The organism is Bacillus sp. FSL R5-0434 (assembly GCF_038004745.1).
Taxonomy (GTDB): Bacteria; Bacillota; Bacilli; order Bacillales; family Bacillaceae; genus Bacillus; species Bacillus halotolerans.
Map to the genome: position 1 here is coordinate 1203986 of NZ_JBBORV010000001.1, position 13724 is coordinate 1217709.

The 13724-nt window shown below is 42.0% G+C and carries 13 protein-coding genes and 1 other annotated feature; of the genes, 11 read left to right on the forward strand and 2 right to left on the reverse strand.

What is annotated here, in order from left to right; all coding sequences use genetic code 11:
* The first annotated feature begins 45 nt into the window (after nt 1–45).
* The 3 genes from NYE43_RS06180 (at nt 46) to NYE43_RS06190 (ending at nt 2882) form a co-directional block, all read left to right on the forward strand.
* Nucleotides 46–996 carry an ABC transporter permease gene (locus NYE43_RS06180; RefSeq protein WP_105990589.1) on the forward strand — a complete coding sequence of 317 codons (951 nt, stop codon included), beginning with the start codon at nt 46–48 and terminating at the stop codon, nt 994–996.
* A gap of 15 nt (nt 997–1011) precedes the next feature.
* Complete coding sequence (opp4C, locus tag NYE43_RS06185) at nt 1012–1926, forward strand: oligopeptide ABC transporter permease (protein WP_168747418.1); 915 nt, start codon at nt 1012–1014, stop codon at nt 1924–1926.
* A gap of 203 nt (nt 1927–2129) precedes the next feature.
* Nucleotides 2130–2882, forward strand: coding sequence for a YjbA family protein (locus NYE43_RS06190; RefSeq protein ID WP_341061306.1), 753 nt, complete (start codon nt 2130–2132; stop codon nt 2880–2882).
* A 38-nt stretch (nt 2883–2920) separates the two neighbouring features.
* Here the strand turns inward: NYE43_RS06190 and trpS are convergent, their stop codons facing one another.
* Nucleotides 2921–3913 (reverse strand): tryptophan--tRNA ligase, encoded by a 993-nt coding sequence (gene trpS / locus NYE43_RS06195; RefSeq protein ID WP_010333741.1) that lies wholly within the window; start codon nt 3911–3913, stop codon nt 2921–2923.
* A 58-nt stretch (nt 3914–3971) separates the two neighbouring features.
* Nucleotides 3972–4183: a binding site (T-box leader), on the reverse strand.
* 471 nt (nt 4184–4654) lie between these two features.
* On the opposite strand from trpS, the gene oppA reads away from it, so the two are divergent.
* The 8 genes from oppA to spx all read left to right on the forward strand — a co-directional run bounded on the left by oppA (nt 4655) and on the right by spx (nt 12902).
* On the forward strand, nt 4655–6292 hold the full coding sequence (oppA, locus tag NYE43_RS06200; protein ID WP_216394519.1) for an oligopeptide ABC transporter substrate-binding protein OppA: 1638 nt from the start codon (nt 4655–4657) through the stop codon (nt 6290–6292).
* Between the two features lie 107 nt (nt 6293–6399).
* Nucleotides 6400–7335, forward strand: coding sequence for an oligopeptide ABC transporter permease OppB (gene oppB, locus NYE43_RS06205; protein ID WP_044156389.1), 936 nt, complete (start codon nt 6400–6402; stop codon nt 7333–7335).
* Nucleotides 7336–7338: 3 nt separating this feature from the next.
* On the forward strand, nt 7339–8256 hold the full coding sequence (gene oppC, locus NYE43_RS06210) for an oligopeptide ABC transporter permease OppC (RefSeq protein WP_024120915.1): 918 nt from the start codon (nt 7339–7341) through the stop codon (nt 8254–8256).
* Nucleotides 8257–8260: 4 nt separating this feature from the next.
* Nucleotides 8261–9337: an oligopeptide ABC transporter ATP-binding protein OppD gene (oppD, locus tag NYE43_RS06215; RefSeq protein WP_341061312.1), complete on the forward strand. Its 1077-nt coding sequence runs from the start codon at nt 8261–8263 to the stop codon at nt 9335–9337.
* Nucleotide 9338: 1 nt separating this feature from the next.
* Complete coding sequence (oppF, locus tag NYE43_RS06220; RefSeq protein ID WP_024120917.1) at nt 9339–10256, forward strand: oligopeptide ABC transporter ATP-binding protein OppF; 918 nt, start codon at nt 9339–9341, stop codon at nt 10254–10256.
* 109 nt (nt 10257–10365) lie between these two features.
* Complete coding sequence (locus NYE43_RS06225; protein WP_326323284.1) at nt 10366–11583, forward strand: MFS transporter; 1218 nt, start codon at nt 10366–10368, stop codon at nt 11581–11583.
* A gap of 165 nt (nt 11584–11748) precedes the next feature.
* Complete coding sequence (locus NYE43_RS06230) at nt 11749–12327, forward strand: GNAT family N-acetyltransferase (protein WP_010333747.1); 579 nt, start codon at nt 11749–11751, stop codon at nt 12325–12327.
* 179 nt (nt 12328–12506) lie between these two features.
* Nucleotides 12507–12902 (forward strand): transcriptional regulator Spx, encoded by a 396-nt coding sequence (gene spx / locus NYE43_RS06235; RefSeq protein ID WP_024120919.1) that lies wholly within the window; start codon nt 12507–12509, stop codon nt 12900–12902.
* Between the two features lie 42 nt (nt 12903–12944).
* Here the strand turns inward: spx and NYE43_RS06240 are convergent, their stop codons facing one another.
* Nucleotides 12945–13601 (reverse strand): TerC family protein, encoded by a 657-nt coding sequence (locus tag NYE43_RS06240; protein ID WP_044156385.1) that lies wholly within the window; start codon nt 13599–13601, stop codon nt 12945–12947.
* Between the last annotated feature and the right edge of the window lie 123 nt (nt 13602–13724).

A 13724-nucleotide genomic window follows, 5' to 3' on the forward strand; every position in this document is an offset into this window, starting at 1 on the left:
AGCATCCTTTCCTCTTTATCCTATTTTAGAAAAGGGGACAAGAATATGGTTACATATATTGTTCGTAGAACATTAATGTCTCTGCCGATTCTTTTGGGCATTACAATATTATCTTTTGCGATAATGAAAGCGGCACCAGGTGATCCGATGTCACTTATGATGGATCCGACAATCAGTCAAGCGGACAGAGCGAAATTTATAGAAAAGTACGGACTTAATGATCCTGAACCAGTTCAATATTTAAAATGGCTTGGAAACATGTTGCAAGGAGATTTTGGTACATCTATTGTTAAAAAAGGTACACCTGTTTCCGACTTAATCCTATCACGTTTACCCAACACTCTGGTGCTCATGGTATTTTCAACACTTGTTGCTCTTCTGATTTCCATTCCTTTCGGTGTTCTTTCTGCAAAACGCCCTTATTCAAAGCTTGACTACGGTATAACTGTCACGTCATTCTTAGGTCTGGCTATACCTAATTTTTGGTTCGGATTAATTCTAATTATGATTCTTTCGGTAAATCTCGGTTGGTTTCCTACGGGGGGCGTTAGTACTTTAAATGCTGATTTTAACATTTTTGACAGACTTCATCATTTAATTTTACCTGCTTTTGTTTTAGCAACTGCTGATATGGCTGGTATTACTCGTTATACACGTTCAAGTATGCTCGATGTATTGAAACAGGACTATATAAGAACAGCTCGTGCAAAAGGGTTTAGAGAAAATAAAGTGATTTTCAAACATGGCTTAAGAAATGGTCTTCTTCCTGTTATTACAATTTTCGGATTGATGATCCCGTCATTTATTGGTGGTGCTGTCGTGGTAGAACAGATTTTTACTTGGCCGGGACTTGGGAAGTTATTTATTGATTCAGCATTTTCCAGAGATTATCCGGTTATTATGGCGATGACTGTTATTTCCGCTGTTTTGGTTGTACTAGGAAACTTGATAGCGGATATTTTATATGCATTAGTTGATCCGCGAATCGAATATTAAAAGGGGGAGGTACATATGACAATTCCGAATACTGCAGCTCCCTCTAATGAGGTAAAGCTAAAAGAAAATATTAGACAAAAACCAGAAACAATGACTAAGATTTTTTTTGAAAAATTTTTAAAGAATAAGTTGGCTGTTATAGGAGGTATTATTTTAACAGTCATTATTTTAATGGCCGTTTTTGCACCTTTTATTGCGCCTTATTCGCCAGAAAGTCAGTCACTATTAAATAAACTGAAGCCGCCAAGCTCTAAAAATTTAATGGGAACAGATAAATTTGGCCGTGATATATTCACAAGGGTGTTATATGGGGCTCGTGTTTCCTTATTAGTCGGTTTTGCTTCAGTAATTGGTGCAATTACAATAGGCACTGTAGTTGGCGCTGTGGCAGGATATTTTAAAGGTATAGTAGATGCTATTTTGATGAGGATAGTAGATGTAGTCCTATCTATTCCAGATATTTTCCTCCTTATTACATTGGTAACAATTTTTCAGCCGGGTATGGATAAGTTAATTTTAATTTTTTCTCTGACAGGTTGGACAACAACAGCGCGGCTGGTTAGAGGAGAGTTTTTATCACTGAGATCAAGAGAATTCGTATTAGCTGCTAAAACGATTGGGACTAAAAATTACAAAGTCATTTTTTCGCATATATTACCCAATTGTCTAGGACCAATAATTGTCTCAGCCACTTTAAAAGTGGGCAGTGTAATTCTAGCTGAATCAACATTAAGTTATCTGGGCTTTGGAATCCAGCCTCCAATTGCAAGTTGGGGGAATATGCTTCAAGATGCGCAAAACTTTACGTTGATGATTCAAGCATGGTGGTACCCATTATTTCCCGGGCTATTTATTTTAATTACCGTGCTGTGCTTCAACTTTGTCGGAGACGGTTTGCGGGATGCTCTTGATCCTAAAAATATTAAATAAAAATGAAAATCATGTTCGTTAGAAAATGTAACGAATTCCTAGAGTAAGCAGATTTCCTTTGTCAGAAAATATACGAGGAAGTCTGCTTTTTGTGTTTATAACAGAAACCCAGTTATTCCAGATTTCCTCAATCTCTATGGAATAATTTCTCTGCACCTTGCCTATACTGTGGACAACAGTTTTTATAAAGTGAGGGGTTAGAGATGTTATTTCTTCATGATGTGTGGGTCAATTGGTTTGAAGGGGAAGAAAATGGCTACAATGTATGCCACTTTCATGAATGGCGCAAGGAAGATACGGTTGAGCTTTTGGATCAGGTGCCTCTCTTAAGGGTGCCGTCAGTATTGTTTCATTACATAGAAAACGATTTGTCAGAGCTTCCAAAAGATTTGCTTGAAGAGGTTCATCAAAAATCGTACATTCGCAAAAATCATGAACGCACAAAGCTGGAGTATTGTTTTGTTGTGACGGACGGAATCGGCATTTTGGCTGTTGATACAATCGGCTACACGATCCCTGTCAGAAAAAGCCGCCTTATTCCGCGCCAGGAGCAGCTCGTGTATGAAATGGTGAAAGATGTAGAGCCGGAAACGTATGAATTTGAGCCGAAGAAGCTGGATTCCTCAAAAGAATATCATATCTTATCATTGGCACCAGAGCACGTCAGAGGATTAACGAGAAAAGAGCGGCAAATTAAGCAGCTTATGTTTATGGCGCTGGATCAATTAAAAGGGCTGAAAAACCGTGCGGAGATTGGCTACTGGTACACAGAGTGGAACCCGCATATGTATGAACAAATCAAACGGATGAGCTTTGAAGAGATTTGGGACATGCTGTATAACGAAACCATTGAAGGCTGGTCGGACAAGCATTTGGCTTTTTGCGAAAACCTGATCAAAGGACAGCCTTTTTTCGAGAAGCTTTGGGAAATAGAAAATGAATCAAAGGTAAATTAAAAAAACCGCTCTTGCAAATCGCAAGAGCGGTCTTTTTGTTATCGTCTTTTTCGGCCGAGACCCATGGCATTTTCCATTTTTTTGAGCATTTTGTTTGCTGTCCGGTTCGCCCGCTCAGCGCCTTCATCAAGAATCCGGTCTAATTCTTCGGACTCAATCAGTTCATGATAACGGTCTTGAATTGGCTTCAATGCACCGACTACCACTTCTGCCAAATCACCTTTGAACTCGCCATAGCCTTTTCCTTCGTATTTCGCTTCAAGCTCTTCAATCGTCGTATTGCCGAGAATTGAATAAATCGTAAGAAGATTGGAAACGCCCGGTTTGTTTTCTTTGTCAAATTTTACAATACCTTCAGAATCTGTCACAGCGCTTTTGATTTTCTTTTCAAGCTGCTTTGGTTCGTCCAGCAATGTTATAAAAGATTTCTGGTTCGGATCAGATTTACTCATTTTCTTCAGCGGGTCAGTCAGAGACATGATCCGAGCGCCTACTTTTGGAATCTTGACTTCCGGAATTGTAAAGATGTCGTTATATTTTTTGTTAAATCGCTCTGCAAGGTTTCGGGTCAGCTCAAGATGCTGCTTTTGATCCTCGCCGACAGGCACAAGATCTGTTCCGTACAGCAGAATGTCTGCAGCCATCAGCGGCGGGTACGTTAACAGGCCCGAGACAACAGCTTCTTTGCCATTTGACTTGTCCTTAAATTGAGTCATTCGTTCAAGCTCACCGATATAAGCGACGCACTGCATCATCCAACCGGCCTGTGCATGTGCGGGAACCTCTGATTGAATAAACAGTGTTGCCTTTTCAGGGTCGAGACCGACAGCTAGATAAAGCGCAGCCAGACTGCGGATATTTTTTCTCAGCTGAAGCCGATCCTGAGGCACTGTGATCGCATGCTGGTCTACGATGCAAAAATAGCTGTTATAATCATGCTGCAGTTCGACAAACTGCTTCATTGCACCGATGTAGTTGCCGAGTGTAACGGAACCGCTTGGCTGGATGCCTGAAAAAATCGTCTGTTTCATTGGAAAATCAACCTCATTTCTTAGAACATAATAAAAAAGGCTCATTCTTCCCCTGTAAAAAAGGGACGAATGAACCGTGGTACCACCCTGATTATTCCATTAAAATGGAATCACTCTGACGTTTGTAACGGAGACTGCTCCGGCTGAGCCTACTTTTTGGTTCGGTCAGCTGCTCCAAAGTCCATTCCACATTGCCCGATATCTGCTCCCAGCACCGCAGACTCTCTTCAAACGGGTGAAATGTGTACTACTCTTTTTCATAGCAAGCTTTTCTTTTGATTGCTTCATTATAAATCAATTATAACCAATTGTCATCCTGAAAAAACGTTCTTTTTGCATGAAAATTGTAATGATATAAATAAAAGAACAGTTATAAATCGCCCAAATGATAACCGCTCTCAGCAGTTAAACAGCCAGATATTATATATATAAAGCAATATGGATTGGAAACTCCTAAAATAGTTTTTAATCAATTTATGCTTTAAACGGCAGAAGGATATCGTGTTATTGGCAGAAAAACTAACGAAGTTTAAAAATTTTAAATTGATAAAATAATATTGCAATAAAGAATTTGTTTCATTATAATGAACTTGTTCACTCTATTGTTACAGCTTTTTTACAAAAATAATCAGAAAAGACGGAACAGAATAAAAGTTATGTAAACTTAGGTTCATTTGTCTGATATTTCTGAGGATTTAGCCGTAAGGAGCTGAAAAAATGATTATTAGGGGGTTTGTGGATATGAAAAAACGTTGGTCGATTGTCACGTTAATGCTCATTTTCACTCTCGTGCTGAGCGCATGCGGATTTGGCGGCAGCGGTTCAAACGGTGATGGGAAAAAAGACAGCAAAGGGAAGACGACTCTTAACATTAATATTAAAACTGAGCCGTTCTCCTTACATCCCGGATTGGCAAATGACTCGGTATCAGGCGGGGTTATCCGTCAGACTTTTGAAGGATTGACACGTATTAATGCAGATGGTGAGCCTGAAGAAGGCGCAGCTTCTAAAATTGAAACAAGCAAAGATGGAAAAACCTATACGTTTACGATTCGTGATGATGCAAAATGGTCAAACGGTGACCCTGTCACAGCGCAAGATTTTGAATATGCATGGAAATGGGCGCTTGATCCTAATAACGAATCACAATACGCTTACCAGCTCTACTACATAAAAGGTGCTGAGGCGGCAAATACCGGTAAAGGCAGCCTTGATGATGTGGCAGTAAAAGCTGAAAACGATAAGACATTAAAGGTTGAACTAAACAACCCGACTCCATACTTCACTGAATTAACAGCATTTTATACTTATATGCCGATTAACAAAAAAATTGCAGAGAAAAACAAAAAGTGGAACACAAATGCCGGAGACGATTATGTGTCAAACGGGCCATTTAAGATGACGGCATGGAAACACAGCGGATCTATCGATCTTGAAAAGAATGATCAATACTGGGATAAAGACAAAGTCAAACTGAAGAAAATCAATATGGTTATGATCAACAACAACAATACTGAACTTAAAAAATTCCAAGCTGGCGAACTTGATTGGGCTGGTTTGCCGCTCGGACAGCTTCCGACTGAATCGCTCCCTAGCTTGAAAAAAGACGGTTCTTTACATGTTGAGCCGATGGCGGGTGTGTATTGGTACAAATTCAATACTGAAGCGAAGCCGTTAGACAACGTCAATATCCGTAAAGCGTTATCTTATGCGATTGACCGCCAATCGATTGTTAAAAACATTACACAGGGTGAACAAATCCCGGCAATGGCCGCAGTTCCGCCGACAATGAAGGGATTTGAAGTTAACAAAGAAGGCTACTACAAAGACAACGATGTCAAAACGGCAAAAGAATACCTTGAAAAAGGCCTGAAAGAAATGGGCTTAAGCAAGGCATCTGACCTGCCGAAAATCAAATTATCTTATAACACTGATGATGCACATGCAAAAATCGCTCAAGCAGTGCAAGAAATGTGGAAGAAAAATTTAGGCGTGGATGTAGAGCTTGATAACTCAGAATGGAATGTATATATTGATAAGCTTCACAGCCAAGATTATCAAATCGGCCGTATGGGCTGGCTTGGAGACTTCAACGATCCGATTAACTTCCTTGAGCTGTTCCGTGACAAAGACGGAGGAAATAACGATACCGGCTGGGAAAATCCAGAATTCAAAAAACTTCTGAACCAGTCACAAACTGAAACTGATCCAACTAAACGTGCTGAGCTGCTGAAAAAAGCAGAAGGTATTTTCATTGATGAAATGCCAGTAGCGCCAGTTTATTTTTATACGATTCCTTGGGTGCAAGACGAAAATCTGAAAGGAACCATCATTACTGGAACCGGAGAAATTTATTTCAGAAACTCGTACTTTCAATAAGTCTTATTTGTGAAAACAAAAACCTCAAGGTATATGGGGACCTATTTCCCATATACCTTTCTTACTGATGGATTGTAAAAATGTAAAAACCATGGAGGTGTTCCCCCTTGCTAAAATACATCGGAAGACGTTTAGTCTATATGATTATCACATTATTTGTGATTGTAACCGTGACATTCTTCTTAATGCAAGCAGCACCGGGCGGGCCATTTTCAGGTGAGAAAAAGCTTCCGCCTGAAATTGAAGCAAACTTAAATGCGCATTATGGCCTGGACAAGCCGCTGTTTGTACAATATGCGAGCTATTTGAAATCAGTTGCAATGTGGGATTTCGGACCGTCATTTAAATATAAAGGTCAGAGTGTTAACGACCTGATCAGTTCAGGTTTCCCCGTTTCATTCACTCTTGGAGCAGAAGCTATTCTCCTCGCTTTAGCGTTTGGTGTACTGTTTGGGGTGATTGCAGCCCTTTATCATAATAAATGGCAGGATTATACCGTCGCGATTTTAACGATCTTTGGTATTTCAGTTCCGAGCTTTATCATGGCGGCTGTGCTGCAATATGTGTTCTCCATGAAGCTTGAGCTGTTTCCGGTCGCGGGGTGGGAGTCCTGGTCATACACCTTTTTGCCTTCCATCGCACTTGCTTCCATGCCGATGGCGTTTATTGCCAGACTTTCCCGTTCAAGCATGATCGAAGTGTTAAACAGTGATTATATTCGCACAGCGAAAGCAAAAGGGCTGTCGCGTCCTGCAGTTACAGTGCGGCACGCCATCCGAAACGCGCTGTTGCCGGTCGTTACATATATGGGCCCTATGGCCGCTCAAGTTTTAACTGGAAGCTTTATCATTGAAACTATTTTTGGTATCCCGGGGCTTGGTGCACACTTTGTTAACAGTATTACAAACCGTGATTATACAGTCATTATGGGTGTAACGGTGTTCTTCAGTGTCATCCTGCTGTTATGTGTATTAATCGTAGACGTGTTATACGGCATTATTGATCCAAGAATTAAGCTTTCCAAAGCAAAGAAAGGAGCCTAGGCCATGCAGAACATTCCAAAAAACATGTTTGAACCAGCCGCAGCGAATGCCGGCGATGCTGAGAAAATAAGTAAAAAGAGCCTTTCCCTCTGGAAAGATGCGATGTTACGCTTCCGCAGCAATAAGCTTGCGATGGTCGGGCTTGTTATTATTGTTCTCATTATTCTCATGGCGATTTTTGCGCCTGTTTTCTCAAAATATGATTATTCGACTACCAATCTCTTAAATGCGGATAAGCCGCCTTCAAAGGATCACTGGTTCGGGACTGATGATCTAGGAAGGGACATTTTCGTCCGTACATGGGTAGGTGCGCGAATTTCAATCTTTATCGGTGTCGCGGCCGCTGTTCTTGACTTGCTGATCGGTGTGATTTGGGGCAGTATTTCAGGGTTCCGCGGAGGCAGAACAGATGAGATTATGATGCGTATCGCAGATATCCTTTGGGCTGTTCCTTCATTATTAATGGTTATCCTGCTGATGGTCGTTCTTCCGAAAGGGCTGTTAACGATTATTATTGCCATGACGATTACGGGCTGGATTAACATGGCCAGAATCGTTCGCGGACAAGTGCTGCAGCTGAAGAACCAGGAATACGTGCTTGCGTCGCAGACACTCGGGGCGAAAACATCCCGTTTGCTGTTTAAACATATCGTGCCGAACGCAATGGGCTCTATTTTAGTCACGATGACACTAACTGTTCCAACCGCGATTTTTACAGAAGCCTTTTTAAGCTATTTAGGACTTGGTGTTCCGGCTCCTCTTGCAAGCTGGGGAACGATGGCTTCTGACGGATTGCCTGCATTGACCTATTATCCGTGGCGTTTGTTTTTCCCTGCCGGTTTTATCTGCATTACCATGTTTGGTTTTAACGTTGTCGGTGACGGATTAAGAGACGCACTGGATCCTAAGTTACGTAAATAAGGGAGTGATACGGGTGACACGCCTATTAGAAGTAAAAGATTTAGCGATTTCATTTAAAACATACGGCGGAGAGGTCCAGGCGATCCGCGGAGTGAATTTCCATCTGAATAAAGGAGAAACATTAGCAATCGTCGGGGAGTCAGGCTCCGGAAAAAGTGTGACATCTCAAGCGATCATGAAGCTGATACCGATGCCTCCGGGTTATTTTAAACGCGGTGAGATTTTATTTGACGGCAAGGATTTAGTGCCGCTGTCCGAAAAAGAGATGCAAAATGTACGGGGGAAAGAGATCGGAATGATATTCCAGGATCCGATGACCTCTTTAAACCCGACAATGAAAGTCGGTAAACAAATTACGGAAGTGCTTTTTAAACACGAAAACATTTCAAAGGAAGCTGCGAAAAAACGTGCTGTTGAGCTGCTTGATTTAGTAGGTATCCCAATGCCGGAAAAACGGGTCAACCAATTTCCGCACGAGTTTTCAGGCGGGATGAGACAGCGTGTTGTCATTGCGATGGCACTTGCGGCGAATCCGAAGCTGTTAATTGCCGATGAGCCGACAACTGCTCTTGACGTGACCATCCAAGCGCAGATTCTTGAATTGATGAAAGAATTGCAAAAGAAAATCGACACGTCCATCATCTTTATCACTCACGATCTCGGTGTTGTGGCTAACGTTGCTGACCGGGTCGCTGTCATGTACGCGGGACAGATTGTAGAAACCGGTACGGTAGACGAGATTTTTTACGATCCGAGACATCCGTATACTTGGGGACTGCTGGCATCCATGCCGACACTTGACAGCTCAGGAGACGAACAGCTGACGGCAATCCCGGGCACGCCGCCTGATTTGACAAATCCTCCAAAGGGAGATGCCTTTGCGCTCCGGAGTCCATATGCGATGAAAATTGATTTTGAACAGGAGCCGCCAATGTTTAAGGTTTCCGATACTCATTATGTGAAATCGTGGCTGCTTCATCCTGATGCGCCAAAGGTAGAGCCGCCTGAAACGGTAAAAGCGAAAATGCGGACGCTGGCGAATACGTATCAAAAACCTGTCTTAGTGAGAGAAGGTGAATAAATTGACGGAAAAACTATTAGAAATCAAACATTTAAAACAGCACTTTGTTACGCCGAGAGGAACGGTTAAAGCCGTAGATGACCTGTCGTTTGATATCTATAGGGGCGAAACATTAGGTCTGGTTGGTGAATCTGGCTGCGGAAAATCGACAACAGGCCGAAGTATCATTCGGCTGTACGAAGCAACTGATGGCGAGGTGCTGTTTAACGGTGAAAATGTTCACGGTAAAAAATCCCGCAAAAAGCTGCTCGAATTCAACCGCAAAATGCAAATGATTTTCCAGGACCCATATGCATCGCTGAATCCGAGAATGACAGTCGCAGATATTATTGCAGAAGGCCTCGACATTCATAAGCTGACAAAAACGAAGAAAGAGCGTATGCAGCGGGTTCATGAGCTCCTGCAAACAGTGGGTTTAAACAAGGAGCATGCCAACCGTTATCCGCATGAATTTTCCGGCGGACAGCGGCAAAGAATCGGGATCGCGAGAGCTCTTGCCGTTGATCCTGAATTTATTATCGCGGATGAACCGATTTCTGCATTGGATGTGTCTATTCAGGCACAGGTCGTGAACTTAATGAAAGAACTCCAAAAGGAAAAAGGGCTCACCTACTTGTTTATCGCCCATGATTTATCAATGGTCAAATACATCAGCGATCGTATCGGAGTGATGTATTTCGGAAAGCTGGTTGAACTTGCGCCGGCAGATGAACTTTACGAAAACCCGCTACACCCGTATACAAAATCATTGCTTTCTGCCATTCCGCTTCCTGACCCGGATTATGAGAGAAATCGTGTCCGCCAGAAATACGATCCGTCCGTGCATCGGCTAAAGGATGGAGAAAAGATGGAATTCCGTGAAGTAAAACCAGGTCATTTTGTGATGTGCACGGAAGAAGAATTTAAAGCCTACTCATAATAAGTTGAAAATCCTTCAAAACAAATGTTTTGAAGGATTTTTTTATACAGGCTGATAGAAAGTAAGAGTCATATCTTTTACAATTAGAGGAAAAACGGAGGCGGACACTATTCAAATTATTCATCAGAAAAATGTCTTTGCGCTGCTTCTGTCGCAATCTCTGCAATCTTTAGCTGGAGTACTGGTGACAATCGTTTTAATGGTAAGGGTCTATCAAATGACCGATTCTGTCTTTTTTTCGGGTCTTATTTTATCATTCATGTCGTTTGCAAGTGTTGCGGCAAGCTTTTGCATTTCAGATGCACTCCATAAGCTTGGTTTTAAAAAGGTGCTTGCCGGTGCAAGTCTGCTGAGAGCGGTCTTTGCGATGCTAATCGCATACAGTGTCAGCCAAAACGGAATTTCCTCCTTGATCATGACGCTGCTGTTTGTTTTTTGTTTTTCATTTTCGGGCGCCTTTTTTCAGCCGGCAAGGTTCGCGCTGCTGCCTGTCATTGTTTCAAAAGAGCATTACGTGAAAGCGAACGGCGTGATTTCACTCGCTAATCAATTGTTTTTAACAGCTGGCTGGGGACTTGGAGGTTTTCTTACATATGCTGTATCTTTTGAGTTCGTTGTCGGCAGTGCCATATGCCTGTTTGTCTTTTCCGGAGCTTTCATCAGCCTGCTTCATGTGAACGATGAAGGAATGAAAAGAACAGCTGAAACAGCATCTGCCAGAAGTGTATGGAAGGATTTGATGACAACCCCGATTGTAAGAGACATCACTGCAATGGACATGATAGAAGCTCTTGCCGGCTCAGTTTGGTCATCTGCCATTCTTTTGGCTTTTACAGTGGCTGTTCTGCATGAAACAGAAGTGTGGTGGGGAATCTTTAACGCTTCTTATTTTATAGGTGCTATGATCGGCAGTGTCATCGCCATCCATTTTTCTGCATTTTTTGAGCGAAACATGGGGTACGCGATTATATTCAGCTCACTTGTAATGTCAGTGCTGACATTTTTCTTTGCGGTTTCTCCCTTGCCATTTTTATGCGCCCTGGCTTGCGCGGCGATGGGGCCTTTTTATCAGGTCAGAGATATTTGTCAGGAAACCGTATTGCAGGAGGTCATTCCGGCACATAAGCGCATCGGGATCATGGCTGCCAAAAACGCGCTGTTGACTCCTTGGTCTGGTGTTACTTATTCCATCATGGGACTGCTGGCTGATGCTGCTGGTGCAAAAACAGCTTTTATTTCGGCGGGTGTATTATATGGCATGACTTTTTTGATTGCGTTGGCACAGCCCGGCCTGAGTCGTTACAAACGGGAAAAACACGCGAATTGAGCATGACAAACATCTCCGGTGGAACGACGAATCGTCTTACTTGCCGAAAAAAAATGAAACCATGCGGAACGTTCGTACGTCTTTATAGATGTAAGGCTGTTTAAACAAGAAGAAATGGGGTATATCTAAAAGTATGAAGACAACGAACTCATAAGGAGCAAATCAATGAACTGGTACGAAAAGCTTAGCGAGTACTTTCCAATTGAAGAATTGAAATCAAAAGCGCATATGGAAGCTCTCTTGAAAGAGCGAAGCGATATTTATCATAAAGACGAAGGCAAGCATCATATTTTAATGTTTGCGGAATTTGAATCTTTTATCTTCGTTGATTATCTGTATGTGTCAAAAGATGCAAGAGGGCAGGGGCTTGGCGGCAAACTGATTGCCAAGCTGAAAAAGAAAAATAAGCCGATATTGCTTGAGGTGGAGCCTGTGGACGAAGATGATGCTGATACAGAAAAACGCCTGAGATTTTATCAAAGAGAGCATTTTAAGCATGCTCAGTCAATTGGGTACCGGCGCCGGTCATTGGCTACGAATGAAGTCAACAAGATGGAGATTCTGTACTGGTCACCGAAAACAGAATCAGAAGAAGAAATTCTTGAAGCCATGAAACAGACATATGAAAACATTCATACTTATAAAGATGAGAAATGGTACGGGGAATCATACGAAAAAACGGATGAAGTCCTGACACTCATTGATGAAGAAAAGCAAAAAAATATTTTCGATGAGTTAAGCTAATTGAGAATGCAAACACATGAATAAAATAAAAATTTGCTGGATTGACACATTTTTTTCTTAGGACACTGTTCACACTTACTTTTTTATAGTATAATACCTATAAAGATTCCTTTTTTAGAGTAATTTCAATTTAAGAATAAAATAGATGTTCATCCTACTAATTAGAGGAGTGAAGATGAATGGTTACATTATACACATCACCAAGCTGTACTTCATGCAGAAAGGCGAGAGCGTGGCTCGAGGAGCATGAGATTCCTTATGTAGAAAGAAACATTTTCTCTGAACCTTTATCAATTGATGAAATAAAACAAATCTTAAGAATGACTGAGGACGGAACAGATGAGATCATCTCAACCCGTTCAAAAGTATTCCAAAAATTGAATGTGAACGTTGAATCAATGCCGCTGCAAGACTTGTACCGCTTGATCAACGAGCACCCAGGTTTGCTTCGCCGCCCGATCATCATCGATGAAAAACGTTTGCAGGTCGGATACAACGAAGACGAAATCAGACGTTTCCTGCCAAGAAAAGTCCGCTCTTTCCAATTAAGAGAAGCACAGCGTTTGGCAAACTAATAGATCGCACGTTAAAAAGAAGGCTGAGACATCAGCCTTCTTTTATTTTTCAACCTGCTGATAATAAATGCTGGCAAGGATGACAAAGACGACGGTTAAAATGGGGAGAAGCGCTTCAACGGCGCCGTGCTGAGCCATAAAAAAAGACAGCTTTTTATCCCGGACAATCATTTCTCCGCCTGTATAAGCCAATAATCCGCTTCCCGCATAAATCAATAAAGGTATTTTCTCAAGCGCGATGTGGATAAGTTTGCTGCCCCAAATAATTACCGGCACCGATACACACAGACCAATCATAACGAGAGAAAGCTCACCGTGCGACGCTCCTGCGACAGCAATAACATTGTCCAGCGACATAAACAGGTCTGCGAGTACAATTGTTCGTATGGCTTTCCACAGAGAGGTGCTGCTTTTGACATGCTGGGCGTCTTTTTTTTCAATTAATAGCTGGTATCCCAAATATAGAAGGAAAATTCCGCCAGCGCATTGCAGGAAAGGAATATTCAAAAGATAAACCGCTGCGCTTGTTAATCCAATTCTCATCGCAACGGCGATAAATGTTCCGAGAATAATGGCTTGCTGTCTTTGCTTGTCCGGTAAATTTCGGCTGGCCATGGCGATCACGACTGCATTATCGCCGCCGAGAATCAGATCAATTCCGACGATAAGCAGCAGCGATATCAGATAGTCATGCTCCATGAATCGGCACCTCGCTTTCGTTCCATCGCTTGTACCACTAATATATGAAGCGGGACGCAATTTATGATAGCGGTGCGGAAGACAAGCCATTTTTTGGCCAAAGATGCATTTTTATTTCTTTTG

Bases quoted from the DNA above. Each gene is read 5' to 3' on its own strand.
- NYE43_RS06180 (WP_105990589.1), top strand. From the start codon at position 46: ATGGTTACATATATTGTTCGTAGAACATTAATGTCTCTGCCGATTCTT.
- opp4C (WP_168747418.1), top strand. From the start codon at position 1,012: ATGACAATTCCGAATACTGCAGCTCCCTCTAATGAGGTAAAGCTAAAA.
- NYE43_RS06190 (WP_341061306.1), top strand. From the start codon at position 2,130: ATGTTATTTCTTCATGATGTGTGGGTCAATTGGTTTGAAGGGGAAGAA.
- trpS (WP_010333741.1), bottom strand. From the start codon at position 3,913: ATGAAACAGACGATTTTTTCAGGCATCCAGCCAAGCGGTTCCGTTACA.
- oppA (WP_216394519.1), top strand. From the start codon at position 4,655: ATGAAAAAACGTTGGTCGATTGTCACGTTAATGCTCATTTTCACTCTC.
- oppC (WP_024120915.1), top strand. From the start codon at position 7,339: ATGCAGAACATTCCAAAAAACATGTTTGAACCAGCCGCAGCGAATGCC.
- NYE43_RS06230 (WP_010333747.1), top strand. From the start codon at position 11,749: ATGAACTGGTACGAAAAGCTTAGCGAGTACTTTCCAATTGAAGAATTG.
- spx (WP_024120919.1), top strand. From the start codon at position 12,507: ATGGTTACATTATACACATCACCAAGCTGTACTTCATGCAGAAAGGCG.
- NYE43_RS06240 (WP_044156385.1), bottom strand. From the start codon at position 13,601: ATGGAGCATGACTATCTGATATCGCTGCTGCTTATCGTCGGAATTGAT.